Origin of the sequence: Ruegeria sp. SCP11, from assembly GCF_040329455.1 — a bacterium.
Taxonomy (GTDB): Bacteria; Pseudomonadota; Alphaproteobacteria; order Rhodobacterales; family Rhodobacteraceae; genus Ruegeria; species Ruegeria atlantica_E.
In genome coordinates this window covers 359,850-377,414 of sequence record NZ_JBDZYG010000003.1, presented here as the reverse complement: position 1 = coordinate 377,414, position 17,565 = coordinate 359,850, and the positions used below count along the sequence as shown (strand labels likewise).

The window sequence follows — 17,565 nt, the reverse complement described above, 5'->3', positions numbered from 1 at the left end:
GATATCGGTGTGCACGTCATCCGCCGCCACAACCAGGATCGCGCGGTCGGCGCCCATAGCCAGCGCGGTCCGCAGCGTCTCCTGCGCCTGCTTGACGCCGATCGAAACGGCGACAACCTCGTCCGCTTTGCCAGCTTCTTTCAGGCGGATCGCCTCTTCCACCGCAATCTCGTCGAACGGGTTCATCGACATTTTGACATTGGCGAGATCGACACCGCTACCGTCCGCTTTCACGCGAACCTTCACGTTGTAGTCAATCACGCGTTTGACAGGCACGAGTAGTTTCAAGTCTCTGTTTCCTCTATCTGTATTGGTGAATTGCGCTGTTTCACCCATCGTCACGGACATCCAATCCTAAAAAAAGCGCCCGTGACGACGGGAGAGATCGAACCCCTATGCCAATGCGGCAGGCACGTAAGTCGGGTCGTGCCGGTACTGCGCCGCGAGCTTCGCAATCAAGCGTTGAACACCTTCCTCACCTCTTTCCTTCATCAGGATTCCCGGAGTTTTGCGGAAGCGGAACGCCATCTCTGCACCTCTGTCGATGGCATCCAGTGACGTGCAACCTTCTTTCAACTGTTCGAGGACGGGAAGCAGGATGGCTCCGGTCAAACGGTCTGCAATTGATTTGGCAAGGTTTGCGTCGGGAGCTTCGGGTGCCTCTTCAAGCTTCCAGGCGGTGTTATCGGCGCCATTGGCGATCAATCCCTTTGCGGCGGCATAGAACGGGCCCAAAGGTTCAAGGTTTCGCACGGCATGGAGCGTCGTTGCCGTGCCGATAATGTTCATCACCGCAAACGGTCCGATGGCGACGCCGAAGGTATCCATTGCAACTTCGTCGATTTGGCCGCAAGTGCCAAAACCTTCGTCCAACAGGCGGACGGCCTCATTGGAATAGGGACAGAAAAAGCGGTTGAGGGCAAAACCATATTGATCTTTGCAAGGGATAGCATGTTTGCCGGTCCGGTTCAGAAAGCTTGCCGCAGTTGAAAGAACATCCTGCGATGTACTCGGGCCTTCGATGAGTTCAACTATCGGGTTGATCTCGGCCGGGCTGAAGTAGTGCATGCCGCAGAACCGGTCTTGGTGTTCAAGTGCGTCCGCAATGTCGGCAAGAAGCAGACAACTTGTGTTGCTGGCCAGGACCGCATTGCGCTGGACGACACCTTCAAGCTCGGCAAAAATCATCTTTTTCAGATCGAGTTTTTCAAATACGGCCTCGATCACAAGGTCACAGTTGTGCAGCGCGCCAACATTCTCCACGCATGTCAGGCGGGCCGACGTCCGTTTGGCGTCGCCGGATGTCATCCGGCCCTTCTCGACTTGCCGGGTCAAATAGGTATCGAGTCGCCCTTTCGCATTTCCAAGCACCTTAGAATCCTTGTCGCAAAGCACGACGTTGAAACCGTGCGAAACGCAGTTGATCATGATTCCGGAGCCCATGGTGCCCGCGCCAATAATTCCGATGAGGTGAATATCTTCGCGCATCAAGTCAGGTTCTCCACAACAAGAGCAATGCCCTGACCGCCGCCGATACACATGATGGCGGCGCCGTGCTTTGCTCCGGTCCGTTTGAGTTCATAGAGCAGCTTGGTCGCAATAATGGCACCACTTGCACCGATCGGGTGACCGATGGCCACGGCACCGCCGTTGGGATTGACCTTCGCCGGGTCCAGCCCGAGTTGAGCAGTCACTGCGCAGGCTTGTGCGGCGAAGGCTTCATTGGATTCGACAACGTCAAGATCGTCTACGGACAGCCCGACGCGCTTGAGTGCCGCCTGCATGGCCGGCACCGGGCCGATCCCCATGTAGGCCGGATCCACGCCGGCATGGCCGTAGGACAGGACCCGCGCCATCGGAGTCAGAGCTCGTGACGCGGCCGCCTCGGCCGTCATCAGCACCAGCGATGCGGCGCCGTCGTTCAAACCCGAAGCGTTACCCGCCGTGACCTTGCCGTCTTTCTTGAACACGGTGCGCAGCTTGGCCATGTTTTCGATACTCGCATCAGCGCGCACGTGTTCGTCGGTCTTGAATATCACGTCGCCCTTGCGGCTCCGGATTGTGATGGGAACGATCTGCTCTTCAAATCGACCCTCTTCGATTGCCGCACTGGCGCGACGGTGGCTTTCAACCGCGAAAGCGTCCTGTTCTTCACGGCTGATGCCATACTTCTCGGCCACGTTTTCGGCGGTAATGCCCATATGGCCATGGCCAAACGGATCGTGCAGGGCAGCCGTCATCATATCAATGGCCTGCGTGTCGCCCATTTTCTGACCCCAACGCGCGGATGGGATCATATAGCCCGCGCGGCTCATGCTCTCGGTCCCGCCGGCAAGCACGATCTCGGCATCGCCCATTCCCAATGCGTGGATACCCGATACGATAGCTTGCAGTCCCGAACCGCATAGCCTGTTCACTGTCAGGGCCGGCGCGCTATTGGCCACCCCGGCTTCCAACGCCACCGTGCGCGAGACGTACATGTCCCGCGCCTCAGAATGGATCACGTTGCCATAGAAGGCCTGTTGAACATCGCTGGCCTCAATGCCGGCCCGTTCAATCGCCGCCTTTGCCGTCTCGGCACCAATCTCGGTCGGCGTGAACCCTTTCAGCGAGCCGCCAAAGCCACCAACCGCCGTACGGGCAGCGGATACGATTACGATGTCCTTCATGGGTGTTCTCCTTCGTCCTATTCGGTACGTTTTTCTGTTGGTGAGTGATGCGGCCATCGCCGTTCAGGCGTTATTTTGTCAGCACATAGCTTCCGGGTGCTTCTTCGATAATCTCGAGCGCACCCTCTCCAGGTCTTCTTGCGGCCACGCGCTCGCTCTTGTCCTTTGATTCCACCCACTCGGCCCATTCAGGCCACCAGGAACCTTCCGTATGAGTGGCATTGGCGAGCCATTCTTCCGGCGAGCCGGAGCAATCATCGTTGAGCCAATATCCATACTTGGACCGCCCGGTTGGCGGATTGATGACACCCGCGATATGACCGGAACCGCCAAGAACGAACTTCACTTCTCCGCCCAACAGCTGGGCAGTTGGGTATACCGAGCACCAGGGCGCTATGTGATCTTCCTTGGTCGCAAGTACAAAACAGGGTGTTTCGATTTTCGAAATATCGATGCCGACCCCATCCATCGAAAGGAAGCCGGGTTTCCGCAGTCCGTTCTGCAAATAAATCTTCTCAAGATACCAAAGCAGCATGGCAGCAGGCAGGCGGGTCGAGTCGGAGTTCCAGAACAGCAGATCAAACGCCGGGGGTTTCTTGCCCATCAGGTAATTCATCACATGGAAAGACCACACCAGATCATTCTCGCGGATCATCGAGAACATTTCCTGCAAGTGGTGGTTTTCCAGGTAACCGGTGCCTTTCATGTGTTCGCGTAACGCGTCCAGTCGATCATGATCCACGAAAACACCGATCTCGCCGACATCCGTGAAATCCACCATCGTGGCCAGGGTGGTCGCCGAGCCGATCCTGTGAGCCTCGCCCTTTGCCGCCAGGTAAGCCAGAGTCGCAGTGACAAGGATGCCTCCGATACAGAAACCGAGGATGTTGGCGCTGTCTTCACCTGTCGCCTCTTGGATCACGTCAAGCGCGGCGATCGGACCAAGCCTCATGTAGTCCTCAAAGCTCTTGTCGGCATGCTCCGCATCTGGATTGACCCAAGAAATGATGAATACCGTATGACCGCGCTCGAGCATGTAACGCACGAGGCTGTTCTCAGGTCGCATGTCGAGGATGTAGAATTTATTGATCCATGCCGGAACATACAGGAAAGGGCGTTTGTGCTGCGTCGGGGTTAAAGGGTCATATTGGATGAGCTGCATGAGCTCATTCTCGTAAACGACTTTGCCGGGGGTTGTTGCTAGGTCTTTTCCGACGACAAACGCACGTTCGTTGTTGGTTGCAATATCGAGCCGCCCGTCTCCTCGCTCCAGATCGTCAAGAAGGTTAGCAAATCCGTCAAGAAGGCTTTGGCCATCCGTTTCCAAGAAGCGGTTACGCGCCGCCGGATTGAACGCAAGATAATTGCTTGGGGACAGGGCGCTTAGAAGCTGTCGGGTATAAAACTCGGCGCGCATGTGGTCTTTCGAACCTTGCGGAAGCGACGCCAGAAGCTCGGACACAGCATCTTCCAATGCGAGTTGCGCATCCTTCGCGAGTTTTGCCAACGGATCGCTGGACCATTTCGGGTCGTTGAATCTTCGGTCTTTTGGTTTTTCTTCTGTCGGCAACCAGGCCTTGCTCCAAATCGACCAGGATTTGAAAAAGAGGTTTCTTTGGTATGCCAAGAGATCCGCAGGCTGTTTCAGTAGCTCGCTATAAGTGTTCAGAAACGCCTTCGAAACGGTGCCCAGATCGGATACGGAAAACTCTTGACCTGTCGCTTTTGACAGAGCTTTGGCCTGCGCGGTCGTACCAACTTTGATCGATCTTTCCAGGAGTGAGGAAAATTGCACGAGCCTATTCGCATAGTCCATAAAGTCACGCATCGACACGCTCCTCACTGGGAAATGCCATGAGTAAGCTGGACGCTGCCAGCGCCGGTTTTTCACTGCCTCTCAATTCCATCGTATTGTCGAGTTGCAGAAAGACTGCACCTTTCTTTCGGTGCTCTAATTTGGCCAATTTCACGCGAATTCTAATTTCCGCATCGACAGTGACAGGGCTGATAAACCGAACACGCTCGAGCCCGTAATTCACAATCGACGAGATATCGCTTGGCCAACTGTGCGAGTCGCGTTGAAGGCGTGTCAGAAGCGACAACAATAAAAAACCGTGCGCGACCGTGCCGCCATACGGACTTTCGGCCTTGGCCCGTTCGGGATCGGTGTGGATCCATTGTTCGTCATTCGTGCATCGCCCGAATTCGTCGATCAAATCTTGATCGACGACCACCCAGTTTGAGACCGCGATCTCTGTACCTATCAGCTCCTGAAGGTCACTCATGGTGCGAGCTGAACTAGATCGTATCAGTGACATATTGTACCCTCCGCCGGTTTGGCGCTTGAGATTGGATATGGCGAGTCAGCGCTTTCAAAGCAGGTCAAAGCCAGTCTGTATTGAACTCGGTGATAACGTTGGCAGTTTCGGACAGCCCGCCGACAAGCGTTCTTGCCAGCGGCTTAAAGCCTGCGGAAATTGGCGAGGCAGGCTGTGTACGTCAGAGCTAGTTTGCAGGATGTGCCCAGGGCTCAAAAACACCTTCGATCAACCGTTTCAAACGGTTCATTTCATGTGTCGCTGACTTTGGACAATAACAGCGCAACGCCCTGCCCCACTCCGACGCACATCGTGCATAGGGCAAACCGGCCCTGGACCCGCGCCAGTTGGCGCGCAGCCGTAAGGACTAGGCGCGCACCGGACATTCCCAGAGGATGCCCCATGGCAATGGCGCCGCCGTTCGGGTTGACCCGCTCCGAGTCTTCGGCAATGCCAAGCTCTCGCAGCACTGCAATGCCCTGGCTGGCAAAGGCTTCGTTCAACTCGATGACGTCAATCTCGTCGATCGAAACTCCGGTACGATCCAGCAGTTTTCGCACCGCCGGAACCGGGCCAATGCCCATCAGGCTCGGTGACACCCCGGCAGAGGCGGCCCCAACGATCTTGGCGATAGGCTTTAATCCGTGACGCGCGCATCCCTGTGAACTTGCCAGCAACAGCGCAGCGGCCCCGTCATTTACACCTGACGCATTGCCCGCGGTCACGGTTTTGCCCGGCCCGTTGATGGCCCGCAAGCGAGCAAGGCTTTCAAGCTCGGTATTCGGGCGCGGGTGTTCGTCGGTGTCAAAGATTACCGGATCGGCCTTGCGGCGCGGGATTGTCACCGGCAGGATTTCCTCGGCAAATACACCGGCATCATGCGCCCTTTTCCATCGCGCCTGACTGCGCAGCGCAAAGGCGTCCTGATCGGCCCGATTAACCCCATATTTCTCGGCCACATTGTCGGCCGTCTGTGGCATGGATTCGGTACCATACGCCGCTTCGAGCGCAGGGTTTTCAAACCTCCAGCCAATCGTCGTGTCGTAGATCTTTGTCTGGCGCGAGAACGCAGTTTCCGGCTTCGGCATTACAAACGGAGCCCGGCTCATGCTCTCGACACCACCGGCAATGGCAACATCGTTGCCATTTGCCTGAATGTTCGTGGCCGCGACCGCCACCGCGTCAAGGCCAGAGGCACAAAGTCTGTTGACCGTGATTGCTGGAACGGTTTCGGGAACGCCCGCCAACAGCCCCGCCATGCGTGCAACATTGCGACTGTCTTCCCCGGCTTGGTTGGTGTTGCCAAAGACAACTTCGTCCAAACCCGCCGGATCAAGGCCCGGATTGCGTTCCAAAAGCGCCTTGATAGATAAGGCCGCCAAGTCATCGGCACGGATACCTGAAAGCGATCCACCGTAACGCCCTATCGGCGTCCGCAGGCCATCTACTACGAATGCGTGCATGTCTTTTCCTTTCAAAACCCGGGCAGATATGGACCCGGCACCCAAGCAGGGTTAGTTCATCATTGCAGGGAGCCAGGTTATAATCCCGGGGAAGGCTATCAATCCGATGATGGTCAGTACGTCGGCCACGAAGAACAGCCCGACCCCACGGAACACATCTGACAGAGCAATGTCGGGGCGTACGCCGCTAACGACAAAGCAGTTGATCCCTATTGGTGGTGTGATCAGGCATACCTCGGCCATTTTCACGACAATGATGCCGAACCAGATACTTGCCTGAGTAGCGCTCATGCCGAATGCGCTGTCGGCGGCTGTTACATCCATACCCCCATTCAGGGCCATGACCGCAGGGTAGACGACCGGAAGCGTCAGCAAGAGCAATCCGATTGCGTCCATGAACATGCCCAGCACGACATAGCCCAACAGTATCGCAACCAAGACCAGGTAAGGATCGGCTTCCCACGACAGAATCCAGACTGAAACCGTTTCAGGCAAGCCAGAGAACCCAAGGAAGCGGCCAAAGATAAGAACGCCCCAGATCAGCGAGAATATCATGACCACCAGCCGCGACGTTTCCATCAACGCCGCTTTGAGTGTTTTCCAACGCATGCCGTTGATCCAGGCCATGACCAGCACGACAAACGCCCCCAGTGCCCCAGCTTCTGTCGGCGCCGCCCAGCCTGTATAGATAGCACTTACGATAATCGCGATCACGGCGGCAATCGGCAGGACACCCGGCAGCGACCGAATACGCTCATTCCAGGAATACCCGCGTACGGCAGGGCCGGCATCGGGGTTGAACTTTGCCCACAAGATTATGATTGCCGCATAGACTGCCGCCGAAAAGATGCCTGGCAGGAAACCGGCCAAAAGCAACGCCCCGACGGATTCTTCGACGATAATGGCGTAGATCACCAGAATCGCCGAAGGTGGGATCAGCGAAGCCAGCGTCCCCCCTGCAGCAACAACACCCGCAGCAAGTTTTCGGTCATATCCCGCTTTCAGCATCTCGGGGATCGCGACCCGGGAAAACACCGCCGTCGTGGCTGTCGAGGCACCGGACACGGCGGCAAACCCCGCCGTGGCGAAAACCGTGGCCACCGCAAGCCCGCCGGGCACCCACCCGATCCAGACCTTGGACGCCTCGAACAACTGCTTGGTCATACCGGCATGGAACGCCAAAAACCCGATCAGAATGAACATGGGAATCAGGCCCAGAACAAATGACACTGATTTTGAGTGTGGGATCGCCCCGATATTGCCGACAGCACCGTGCCAGCCGATCAGTTCGACCATGCCGATAATGCCCACAATGCCGGCGGCAAACACAACGCGCGTGCCAATTATGACCAGACCCAGCAGTATTCCCATGCAAATGATTGCGACCAACGCCGGATCGCTGTAGCCGATCCCGAAAAAACCCGCAGGCGCGCCGCTAAACAAAGCTTCAATATTCATTTACCCGCCTCATCTCCGAAGGTTTCCGCAATCTCGTCCTGCGCGACTTCCGCAGCAGAGCGGACGATTGGCACAGCCACTGGTTCTGCGTTCGGCCAGATCGCCAACCGCAAGAAGCCGATAAACTCCAACGCAAGGCGTACGAACCAGACCGAAAAGGCAAACGGAACCAATAGCTTGGATGGCCAGGTCGGAATGCCATAATCATAGGTGGTGTCACCGGTCTTCCAGGCGCTCAGGAAAAAGTCCCAGCTATAACGCACCAGGATGACCATCACGATCATTCCGACCAGAGTCGCCAAGGCCTCGACCAACCACCGGCTGCGCCCTCTCAGCGAACCGACCAAAATTTCCATCCTGATATGCGCATCATGGCGTTGGGCATACGCCGCACCAAGGAATGCGAATACCGCGATGGCTTGTTCCGAAACCTCAAGGAATCCGGGCACGGGATACCCGGCCAGCCGAGCAAAAATCTGACCTGTGGTCGCGAGCATGACTGCAAAAATAGTCAGCGCGGCAACGACATTCAGAAAGTCTTCGAGGTGTGAATAGGCGTGGCTGCACTTGAGCAAAACACCATCACCTTGAGGGACGTTGTGGTTCAATAGTCTTCCTCCAGTCAACTAGGGCCGGGGTCGAACACAGCGGCAGGCAATAAAGCGGATCGCAACTGCCGTGTGTACGTCACTACATGCTGGTGCCGCAGCCATTGTGCGGCACCGGCCTATTACGGCCTCATCAGTTTTCGGCTGCTGCGGCCAGGATTTGGTCCAACACACTTTGCGCGTCGAAAGTGCCTTTGTTGTCCGCGACCCACTTGTCCCAGATCGGCTGGCCTACGGTCGCACGGAATTCCGCAAGATCCGCTTCGCTGTATTCAATCTCGGTGAGCTCCTCACGGAAGACCGGCAGGTACTTTTCGTCCGCGGCGGTGTAGACGCCACGATATACGTCCGCGACCTCGTCCTTTAGGCTATCCAAAAGGTCCTTGTACTGCTGCGGCAGCGCCTCATAGGCTGTTTTGTTCAGAATGATTGGGCAGTCAGCGGTGCCGGGGGTCAGGTTCGAGGTGAACCAGTCGGCCACTTCGTGCAACTTGTAGGCCGCATGGGCATAGCTGAACGGGAACGCCACGGCGTCCACGGTCTTGCGTTGCAGTGCGGTGTAAACTTCGGTTGCGGGCATCGCCTGACGCACTGCGCCAAGTTCTTCCATGGCAATACCGATTCCACCACCTGCGCGAACGCGCAGACCCTTCCAGTCTTCAAGGGTCTGGGGCGTACGACCGCGGCCCAGGAATTCGTTTTGCGGTACATGGGTCGAGCCGTAGATGATCGCATTCCACTCTGCCATCTCAGCAACAGAGTCCGGATGCGCGTACAAAGCTTCGCGCGCTCTGGCTGCAGAATCGAAATCCGTCAGCGGCAGGAACGGCAGGCTCATCACCATCAATGTCGGGGTTTTGCCGGGGTGATAGAAATTGCAGACCAGGGCACCCTCAATCGAGTTCACCTTCATGCTGTCGAGGTTTTCCTTGGTTTTGGAAAGCTGCTCGCCGTAGAAAATTTTCAGCTGAAACTTGCCCCCTGTTTCTTCAGCCAGGCGCTCAGACAGCTTTTCGACGCCCCGAGTCAAGGAGCGCGACTTACCCCAGACCGAAAATTTCCAGAACACTGCAGGCCCATCAACATTTGCGGCCTGGACCGGAGCAGAAACAGCCCCAAGACCCAGGGCGAGCACCGACGCACACAAGGCGGACTTGATTACTTTGTTCATTAGGTCTTCTCCCTAAACGGCAGCCGCAATCTGGTTCGCGGCGCAAAGATTTTTCCTCCGTGCCTCATCGAGGCCCATCTGCTTTCGATTCCATGATCGTATATTCAGACGCAGTTCTATTATCAGAACATATTTCGCCTGTCTACCGCTGTGTTCAAATATATATTCAGGCGAGGGTCAGTTCTGTAGTGCGGCGTATTGGCAAGAAAGTTCTGCGGCAGAATCCAGAATGAGGCAAATTGCACTCGCGACGAACTGCGAAGGTCATTTCCCTTTATTAATATACTTAAACACAAAATTCAGGGCTCTCAGCGGACCTCGTTAATGGCGGTCGCGCGCCCGTTTCGCCAAAAAAAACCCACAGCCGAGGCAACACGCAATTGTAGGCCAGAATTGGCAAACACAATTACGGCTGGACGCACAAGTGAAATTCGGTTAAACGAACTTTCATACGTTTATTCGAACAATGAAAGACGAGAATCATTCAACCGCACTTTTTCGGAAAACGAAGAGGAACAAGCGGTTCAGAGGACCCGGCCACCACACACCGGTTGCGTGAACTCCGGCCCCAACAGTTGCGAAAGGAATCATCATGAACGTTCAGAACCCTAAAGAGGTCGTGAGCCACGATCCGCTGACGAAATGGATCGCGCCGGACTGCAATGGAGCGAACTTCTACGATATCGACAAAAGCCTGCAGGATCTGACCCGAATCTACCTGGAGGACGATCTGCGCGAACACATGACGCCGCATTTCCAGCGCCTAGGTGAAATTACCGGCACCAAAATCGACGACTGGGCCCGCACCGCAGACAAGCACACCCCTATCCTGCATCACCGCAGCCCGCGCGGCGACTGGCAGGACAGCATCGAATTTCATCCGGCCTATCGGGAAATGGAAAACGTTGCACTGGGCGAGTTCGGCTTTGCCCGGATGATTCACCGCCCCGGCGTACTTGACTGGCACGATAAGATCCCGCACACGGCAAAGCTCGTCTTCCAGTACATCTTCGGCCAGGCCGAATTTGGCCAGCTCTGCCCGATCTCGGCCACCGAAACCACCGCCACCATGATCGATCTCTACGGCGATCAGGAACTGAAGGACAAATATCTCGACCGCCTGGTCACGCAGGACATGAGCAACATCCTGAAAGGCGCTCAGTTCATGACCGAACGCACGGGCGGGTCCGATGTCTCGAACATCGAGCTGGAAGCCCGCTGGGAAGACGGCGCCTGGCGCCTCTACGGGGAAAAGTGGTTCTGCTCCTGTGCAGACGGTGATCTCGCTATGTTGCTGGCCCGTCCTCAGGGTGCGCCCAAGGGCAACAAGGGCCTCGCCCTTTTCGTCATGCCGCGCCATCTCGACGATGGGTCACGCAACAAGTATCGAATCGCCCGCCTCAAGGACAAACTGGGCAGCCGGTCGATGGCCTCTGGCGAAATCGAGTTCCGCGGTGCTCTGGCCTACGCTCTGGGCCCGACCGGCGCACATGAAAACCGCGGCCTTAAGATGATGATGACACAGGTTGCCCTGTCCCGTCTTTCGCATGGCGCACGCGCCGCTGCGATGATGCGCCGTTGCCTGAACGAAGCCATGGTAACGGCACGCAACCGCTCGGCCTTCCAGGAAAAGATCTACTACAAACCGCTTTTGCGCCGTCAGCTGATGAAACTGATGCTGCCGACCGAGCAGGCGCTGTCGATGACCCTGTATCTGGGCAACCAGCTCGACAAGGCCGAAGCTGGCGACCAGCACGCCGAACGGGTAGCCCGCATCCTGACCGCGGCCCACAAGTACCGCACTGCCCGCGACAACATCCAGGTCGCGACCGGCGCCATGGAAGTGCGCGGTGGCAACGGCTACATTGAGGACTGGGTGAACGCCAAACTCGTCCGCGACGCCCATCTCGGCGTCCTGTGGGAAGGCACCTCGAACATCAATTCGCTTGATGTCACGACGCGGGCAGTGGCCAAAGTCGGGGCCCACAAGGACTTGGAAGAAGAGCTGATGGCGCGCCTCGACCAGGCCGACGATCTGCCAGGCCAGTTCAAGGGGCGTCTGCGCAACACGGTTCAGCTCAGCGTTGCGCTCGCTGACGAGGTTGGAAAGAAAAACATCCAGACACTGGCACGCAAGGCGTCCAGCGCCATCTACCACTCGACGACAGCCACCCTGATGGCAACCGAGGGGGCCAAGCTGGGTGCCGCCGGCGGCGACGCCCGCCGCCTGCTTCTGGCGCGTATGGTGCTGGATCATCGCCTATCCAGCCAAGACCCGTTGGCGATCGGCAATATCAAAAACGAAAAGGATGTCACCGACCTTCTCTTGGCGGATGAACCTGTATCGCTCGACAAGGCGCTCGAAGTCTTCATGGGCTGAGGCGAACTGACCTTCCACACAAAATTGAGAGAAAACGCATGGACTTTACCCTTACAGAAGAACAACGGGCCCTTCAGGACACGGTGCGCCGTTTTGCACAGACCGAGCTGCCCGATATCGCCCGCCAGATCGAGGAAACCGACGAATCCCCCAGTCTTGACGTAATGCATCGCTTTGCCGAGCTGGGCCTGCTGGGCGTCAACCTGCCAGAAGAATATGGCGGTGGCGGGATGAGCCATTTCGAAGCTGTTTTGGTTCTGGAAGAGGTCGCCAAAATCTCGGTTGGCGTCGCCTTCCCAATCTTCGAATCCTGCTTTGGCCCGGCCCTGGCCATTGCCCACCACGCCCCGGAAGAGATGCGCGAGCGCGTATTGCCCAAAGTATGTTCCGGCGACCTGATCGTCGCGGTTTCGATGTCCGAACCCAATGCCGGATCGGCGCTGACCGACCTCACCACCAAAGCCCGTGTCGACGGAGGCAAGGTCGTGATCAACGGTCAAAAACGTTGGTCCTCGGGCGCGGGCCACTCGGGTGCTTACGTGGTCTATTGCAGAATGTCGGACGAACCCGGCGCCAAAGGTATCGGCGCGGTTCTGGTTGAAAAAGGGACCGAGGGTTTCTCTTTCGGCAAGCGCGAACGGCATATGGGTTTCCGGGGTGTATATTCGGCCGACATGTTCTTTGACGATGTCGTCGTTCCCAAGGAAAACATCATCGTGCCCGCGGGCGGCTTCAAAAAACTCATGGAAGCCTTCGACCTTGAACGCTGCGGCAATACCACGATGAGCATCGCCGTGGCGCAATCGGCCTTCGACTATGTCCTCAACTACGTGCAAGAGCGCAACCAGTTCGGCAAAGAGATCATCGAATTCCAGGCCGTACAAATGCAGATCGCCGAGATGAAGATGAAACTCGATGCGGCCCGGCTCCTGCTCTATCGCTCGGTGATCAATGCCGAAAGCGGCCTGCCCAAGGTCGGCGAAAGCTCGATTGCGAAGTGCTTTGCCAACGAAATGACCCGCGAAGTAACGGGCAAGGCGATGCAGCTTATGGGCGGCTATGGCTACTCGCGCGAGTACCCGATTGAACAAAAGCTGCGGGATTCCTGGGGCTGGGGCATCGCAGGAGGCTCAATCGACATCCAAAAAACCAACATTGCTGCGGCGCTTGTCGGACGACGCTTCAATCAGAGGGCCAAGTAAGGTCCCGCCAAAACCACCACTCACGAACTGGCTACCGCTGTGCGGTAGCTCCTTTTTTCAGCCGGGAAACGAAAAGCGCAGGTAAGGAATAAGACATGGCGTTCAGCTACGACACCTTGATGAACTGGCCCTTCACGACGGTAGAGCAGTCCTATTCGGTCAAAGATTCCATCATCTACGCGCTTGGGGTTGGCCTGGGTCAGGATCCGACGGACATGGGCCAATTGCCATTTGTGTTTGAGGAAACCGATTTCACGCCTGTGCCCACCATGGCCGCAGTATTGGCAACGCCCGGGTTCTGGGTGCGCGATCCGGGAACTGGAGTCGACTGGAAAAAAGTGCTGCACGGTGAACAGGGTATCGTCATTCATAAACCCCTGCCTGCGGCAGCCACGATTACGGCAACCACGCGCGTCGTGGATGTAATCGACAAAGGCGCGGACAAGGGTGCCCTTATCTTCGTCGAGCGCGACCTCATCAACAAAGATACCGGCGATATGCACGCCACGCTGTCCAGCACCATTTTCGCGCGCGGCAATGGCGGCTTTGGTGGCCCTTCGGGAGCGCAACCGCCGCTCGCCCGCGCGCCATCACGCGCACCTGACAAGGTCTGGGATTTCACCACGATACCGCAACTTGCTCTGCTCTACCGTTTGTCAGGCGATCCCAACCCGCTGCATGCCGATCCGACCGTCGCCGCCGTGGCAGGGTTCCCGGCTCCGATCCTGCACGGTTTGTGTTCCCTTGGGGTTGCCGGACATGCGGTGCTTCGCTCCTATTGCGACTATGACGTCAACCGGTTCAAATCACTGAAGCTGCGGTTCTCGGCGCCGGTTTTTCCCGGCGAAACCCTCAGAACCGAAATGTGGAAAGATGAAAACACCGTGTCATTCCGCACCCTCGCGGTCGAGCGCGACGTGGTCGTACTAAACAATGGCGTTGTCGAAATCTCAGGATAAGCGGGCCTGACAGCAGGCCCGGCAAAATCAGCCGCTTGCTGACCCTTTGTATCCCAACGTCTTGGAAATGTTGGCCCCGACCTGCACCACGGCATCGATGAACCGCTGCGTTTCCTTTTGCGCACGTGTCACCGGAACCCCGACGACGACGGACGCAACCAGTTCGTCGTCGGCGTTGTAAACCGGACAGGCAAATCCGGCAGCATCGGCGTAATAAGTCCCGACTGTCATCGCGAAGCCTTGGGACCGGATGATGTCGAGCGCCCGCTCCAGATCTTCCCGTTTCACCAACGTGGTATCGGTCAGTTCTTCCATCTGTGTGGCGTCGAAGTATTTATCGCGCTCCTGATCACTCATATGCGCCAGAAACACCTGTCCCGCGGCCGAACAATAAAGAGCACGCCGCGTCGCAATGGGCACTGAAAGCCGAACCGATTTGTCCGGCTCTACGGTATCGACGTACGAGATGTACTGTTTATCCTGATCCAGCTGAGCAAGCAGAACGGTTTCACCCGTCATTTTCATACCCTGTTCGAGGTAAGGTCGCGAAATCTGCCGGATGCTGCGGCCCGCCAGAATAACCGATGCCAATGCGTAAGCTTCTGATCCCAGGGTATAGAGCGTGCCGCGCCGAGTCAGAAAATTCTGATCCGCAAGAGCATTGAGCGTGGATGAAAGCGAACTCTTGGGAACTTCCAGATCTGCCGCGATATTGGACAGCGTCATGCCATCAGAAGAATTCGCCAGCAGGCGTAGAAGCGCAAAGGCTCTGGGCAGAACCATCGGCCCTTCCGTTCGCTTTGTCTTTTCTTCCAATGTTCCCTCCGTCCCGTTTACAGTACTTTTTTCCGATATGCAAAATATTATCGTTTCGCATCAGGTTGTCAACGGAAGTTCCAAGCCAACAATTCAGCCCACCGGCCAGTTTGGGCTTAAATGGACTGAGCTCTCAGAGTGATTCCGCGTCAACAGTGACCGTTGCTCCGCTACAGCAGTTTTTGGAAAGGCGCAAACGCCTGTTCGCCAAGGCTGCCCTTGCGAACCCATTTTGTCGGCGAGGTTGCCGCGCAATAAGGGTCAGACAGATCGGGGCACCCAAGCATCCGCTCGCCGACATAGGATGTAGTTGAGTGCGCCGACACCAGAGCGATACGAGCCTCGGCGCTTTATGCTCACTGATGCGATACACCATGAGGCGATCAGGGCCGGAAATATCGATATGGATGGCCTTTACTGCCGTCATAGCCCGGCCTTTGGCGACCTTTCTGATCATGATCGCGGCACCGCTCACACTCAGATTTGCCCGTCGCAGTCCGACGGCGTCGCCCCCCAACCAATCCGACTCGGCCTCGGCCCGGTGAAAGTCGTGGGGATACGGCATCGCCGTCACCGACCAGCCAATAATGTTCACCAAATCGAGACCAGACAGCCTGAACCCCGTAGCGTATCGAGTTGAGCTAATCGTTGATGAAGCGCCCGATCTCCTCTTGGCCTGTCTTTTTACCACGCCGGGACCACCGCGTTTCGTGCGGCGGGCAGCGGACAATCCAAAAATTCGGTTTCTTCATACGGCTCTTTGCATTTGCGTATTTAGGAACGTTATTCTATTAATCGTACGGCATGAGGTTGGGTGAATCTTTTTCGCCAAAACTAAACCGCCGCTCGACCCAATTTTTGACGCTCGCAAATGAAAACCAATTGGCGCCTTCAACGACAGCACGCTGTAAGCCCGCGCTTAAAAGCAGGGACTGCAGCTGGCGAAAATCCCGTGCGGCTGATGTCGTTCACGCTCCCTTCTGGCGTCCAGTCGATGAAGATCTGTTTCCGCCACCCGATCAGCTTGCTTTCAGTGGTGCGGCAATGATCGGCCCCTCATCCAGGAAAACGGTCAGCCTGCTGCTGTTGGCACTCATAAGTGCCTACGCGATTGCACAGGAACTCGGTGCAAGCGCCAGCCTGGCGCGTTGGGTTCTGGTGGCACAGATTGCCTGGGTCGCCTTGGAGTTTCGCAACCTCGCCGGCATCTCGAAACTCACCTTTGCGGTGATTGCTTCGATGAGCCTCGTCTTCTATTTCCACGGCGGTATATCGGAAGAACTGCTTTGGAAGGCCATTGAGCGCAGCGCGTTCTTTACCTTATTTCTTCTGTCCTTGGATACCCTGCGAACGGCGGCGAATTCCTCACGGCTAGTGCAGAAAACCGGACATCTGATCGTCAATCAGCCACCCGGGCGCCGATATGCCATGCTGTCCCTTGGCGGGCACCTTTTTGCAGTTCTGCTGAACGTCGGTTCGATCAATCTGCTGGGTACGATGGTTGCGCGCAGCGTTCGGAAACCCAAGCAAGGATATGACGCGGTAGTCCAAGCCATCCGCCTGAAGCGCATGACGCTTGCGCTGGTCAGGGCGTTCGCCGCCTTTACCATGTGGGCACCCTCTTCTGTCACGGTATTTGCCGTGATCACAGCCATTCCCGATTTCGATTGGGTCGAGTTTGCGCCCATGGGCGCAAGCATCGCTGCCGTCGTCCTGTGTTTTGGCTGGCTCCTCGACCGGTTGACTTACCCGAAAAGTAAACTGAGCAATCTCCAAGAAACACAAGGCGATCTTCTGAGGAGTTTTACGAGTCTTGTTCTGCTCATCTCGACGTTGCTTGCCACCACGCTGCTTTTTGGCAGTGTCGCTGACACGGGTCTCATTGGCAGTCTGCTTATATGTATCCCGTTCTTCAGCACGATCTGGATGATGGTTCAGTTCAAACGCAAGGGCCCAAAACGAGCGGCACTCCTCGGCATCCGCCGGGTGGTTCGGCAGGTAATTCCGGGTTTTCTTTCTCTTCGCTCCGAAGTGGTCATTCTGTCATCAGCAGGGTTTATCGCGGTTGTGCTGCCCCACCAGATCGACACCGAGGCCCTCGGGCAGATGATAGCAAGCCAGAATCTGTCCGAGGCTTGGTTGCTGGTCATGATGATGTGGATCGTTTTTCTGACAGCGCCGATTGGTCTAAATCCAATGATCTCGACCCTGGTTTGTCTGGAAATCCTTATTCAGCTGCCGAATTTCACCTTCACCCCCTATGCACTCTCGATGGGGGCCGTGGTGGCCTGGGGTCTGGCGACCGGTATGAGTCCGTTTGGCGCTACGATCCGCCTCTCTGGCAGAACCGTGTCCCACGCGCCAAGCCGGATCGGTCTGGCCTGGAATGGGCCGTTCTCTATCATTGTCTTGGTGGCCGCCTCAGCGGTGCAACTCATCCTCAACTGAGCCATTTCGCGCGGGAATAATGCTCCGCCTGGAACTGCTGTAAAACAACGTGGCAGCGCCGTCAGCGCTGATA

At 56.8% G+C, this 17,565-nt stretch carries 14 protein-coding genes; 4 read left to right on the top strand and 10 right to left on the bottom strand.

The genetic code is table 11. The annotated features are described in order from the left end of the window. From ABLN94_RS07155 to dctP, 9 genes are all read right to left on the bottom strand, one after another. Positions 1-288, bottom strand: a 288-nt coding sequence (locus tag ABLN94_RS07155; RefSeq protein ID WP_417750505.1) for an electron transfer flavoprotein subunit beta/FixA family protein, incomplete at its 3' end; no start/stop codon positions are given. A 105-nt stretch (positions 289-393) separates the two neighbouring features. Then, entirely contained in the window at positions 394-1,488 is a 1,095-nt protein-coding gene (locus ABLN94_RS07150) for a 3-hydroxyacyl-CoA dehydrogenase family protein (protein WP_352990947.1), read from the bottom strand. Beyond that, positions 1,488-2,669 carry a beta-ketothiolase BktB gene (gene bktB, locus ABLN94_RS07145; RefSeq protein WP_352990944.1) on the bottom strand — a complete coding sequence of 394 codons (1,182 nt, stop codon included), beginning with the start codon at positions 2,667-2,669 and terminating at the stop codon, positions 1,488-1,490. Before bktB ends, ABLN94_RS07150 begins: the two co-directional genes overlap by 1 nt. Before the next feature lie 70 nt (positions 2,670-2,739). Further along, a complete protein-coding gene (locus ABLN94_RS07140; protein WP_352990942.1) occupies positions 2,740-4,497 on the bottom strand; it encodes a PHA/PHB synthase family protein in 1,758 nt (585 codons plus the stop codon). Beyond that, entirely contained in the window at positions 4,490-4,987 is a 498-nt protein-coding gene (locus ABLN94_RS07135; protein ID WP_352990939.1) for a MaoC family dehydratase, read from the bottom strand. The genes ABLN94_RS07140 and ABLN94_RS07135 overlap by 8 nt, the downstream gene beginning before the upstream one ends. A 251-nt stretch (positions 4,988-5,238) precedes the next feature. After that, positions 5,239-6,450, bottom strand: coding sequence for a 3-oxoadipyl-CoA thiolase (gene pcaF / locus ABLN94_RS07130; RefSeq protein ID WP_352990937.1), 1,212 nt, complete (start codon positions 6,448-6,450; stop codon positions 5,239-5,241). Positions 6,451-6,501: 51 nt separating this feature from the next. Further along, positions 6,502-7,908, bottom strand: coding sequence for a TRAP transporter large permease (locus ABLN94_RS07125; protein WP_417750504.1), 1,407 nt, complete (start codon positions 7,906-7,908; stop codon positions 6,502-6,504). Beyond that, positions 7,905-8,516 (bottom strand): TRAP transporter small permease subunit, encoded by a 612-nt coding sequence (locus ABLN94_RS07120; protein WP_352990935.1) that lies wholly within the window; start codon positions 8,514-8,516, stop codon positions 7,905-7,907. The genes ABLN94_RS07125 and ABLN94_RS07120 overlap by 4 nt, the downstream gene beginning before the upstream one ends. A 133-nt stretch (positions 8,517-8,649) precedes the next feature. Beyond that, positions 8,650-9,687 carry a TRAP transporter substrate-binding protein DctP gene (dctP, locus tag ABLN94_RS07115; protein ID WP_352990932.1) on the bottom strand — a complete coding sequence of 346 codons (1,038 nt, stop codon included), beginning with the start codon at positions 9,685-9,687 and terminating at the stop codon, positions 8,650-8,652. Positions 9,688-10,279: 592 nt separating this feature from the next. Between dctP and ABLN94_RS07110 the strand changes: the two genes are divergently transcribed. The 3 genes from ABLN94_RS07110 to ABLN94_RS07100 all read left to right on the top strand — a co-directional run bounded on the left by ABLN94_RS07110 (position 10,280) and on the right by ABLN94_RS07100 (position 14,228). Continuing rightward, complete coding sequence (locus ABLN94_RS07110) at positions 10,280-12,067, top strand: acyl-CoA dehydrogenase family protein (RefSeq protein ID WP_352990929.1); 1,788 nt, start codon at positions 10,280-10,282, stop codon at positions 12,065-12,067. A gap of 38 nt (positions 12,068-12,105) precedes the next feature. Then, entirely contained in the window at positions 12,106-13,269 is a 1,164-nt protein-coding gene (locus ABLN94_RS07105; RefSeq protein WP_352990926.1) for an acyl-CoA dehydrogenase family protein, read from the top strand. A 95-nt stretch (positions 13,270-13,364) separates the two neighbouring features. Beyond that, complete coding sequence (locus tag ABLN94_RS07100; protein ID WP_352990923.1) at positions 13,365-14,228, top strand: MaoC family dehydratase; 864 nt, start codon at positions 13,365-13,367, stop codon at positions 14,226-14,228. Between the two features lie 27 nt (positions 14,229-14,255). On the opposite strand, the gene ABLN94_RS07095 is transcribed toward ABLN94_RS07100, so the two are convergent. Continuing rightward, positions 14,256-15,011, bottom strand: a complete 756-nt coding sequence (locus tag ABLN94_RS07095) for an IclR family transcriptional regulator (RefSeq protein ID WP_352990920.1) — start codon at positions 15,009-15,011, stop codon at positions 14,256-14,258. Positions 15,012-16,088: 1,077 nt separating this feature from the next. Here ABLN94_RS07095 and ABLN94_RS07090 point away from each other — a divergent pair. Then, positions 16,089-17,492: a hypothetical protein gene (locus ABLN94_RS07090; RefSeq protein ID WP_352990918.1), complete on the top strand. Its 1,404-nt coding sequence runs from the start codon at positions 16,089-16,091 to the stop codon at positions 17,490-17,492. The last annotated feature ends 73 nt before the right edge of the window (positions 17,493-17,565 follow it).

Excerpts from the sequence above, each read along its gene's own strand:
- ABLN94_RS07105 (WP_352990926.1), top strand. The coding sequence starts at position 12,106 with ATGGACTTTACCCTTACAGAAGAACAACGGGCCCTTCAGGACACGGTG.
- ABLN94_RS07135 (WP_352990939.1), bottom strand. The coding sequence starts at position 4,987 with ATGTCACTGATACGATCTAGTTCAGCTCGCACCATGAGTGACCTTCAG.
- dctP (WP_352990932.1), bottom strand. The coding sequence starts at position 9,687 with ATGAACAAAGTAATCAAGTCCGCCTTGTGTGCGTCGGTGCTCGCCCTG.
- bktB (WP_352990944.1), bottom strand. The coding sequence starts at position 2,669 with ATGAAGGACATCGTAATCGTATCCGCTGCCCGTACGGCGGTTGGTGGC.
- pcaF (WP_352990937.1), bottom strand. The coding sequence starts at position 6,450 with ATGCACGCATTCGTAGTAGATGGCCTGCGGACGCCGATAGGGCGTTAC.
- ABLN94_RS07090 (WP_352990918.1), top strand. The coding sequence starts at position 16,089 with ATGATCGGCCCCTCATCCAGGAAAACGGTCAGCCTGCTGCTGTTGGCA.
- ABLN94_RS07150 (WP_352990947.1), bottom strand. The coding sequence starts at position 1,488 with ATGCGCGAAGATATTCACCTCATCGGAATTATTGGCGCGGGCACCATG.
- ABLN94_RS07125 (WP_417750504.1), bottom strand. The coding sequence starts at position 7,908 with ATGAATATTGAAGCTTTGTTTAGCGGCGCGCCTGCGGGTTTTTTCGGG.
- ABLN94_RS07100 (WP_352990923.1), top strand. The coding sequence starts at position 13,365 with ATGGCGTTCAGCTACGACACCTTGATGAACTGGCCCTTCACGACGGTA.
- ABLN94_RS07095 (WP_352990920.1), bottom strand. The coding sequence starts at position 15,011 with ATGGTTCTGCCCAGAGCCTTTGCGCTTCTACGCCTGCTGGCGAATTCT.
- ABLN94_RS07110 (WP_352990929.1), top strand. The coding sequence starts at position 10,280 with ATGAACGTTCAGAACCCTAAAGAGGTCGTGAGCCACGATCCGCTGACG.
- ABLN94_RS07140 (WP_352990942.1), bottom strand. The coding sequence starts at position 4,497 with ATGCGTGACTTTATGGACTATGCGAATAGGCTCGTGCAATTTTCCTCA.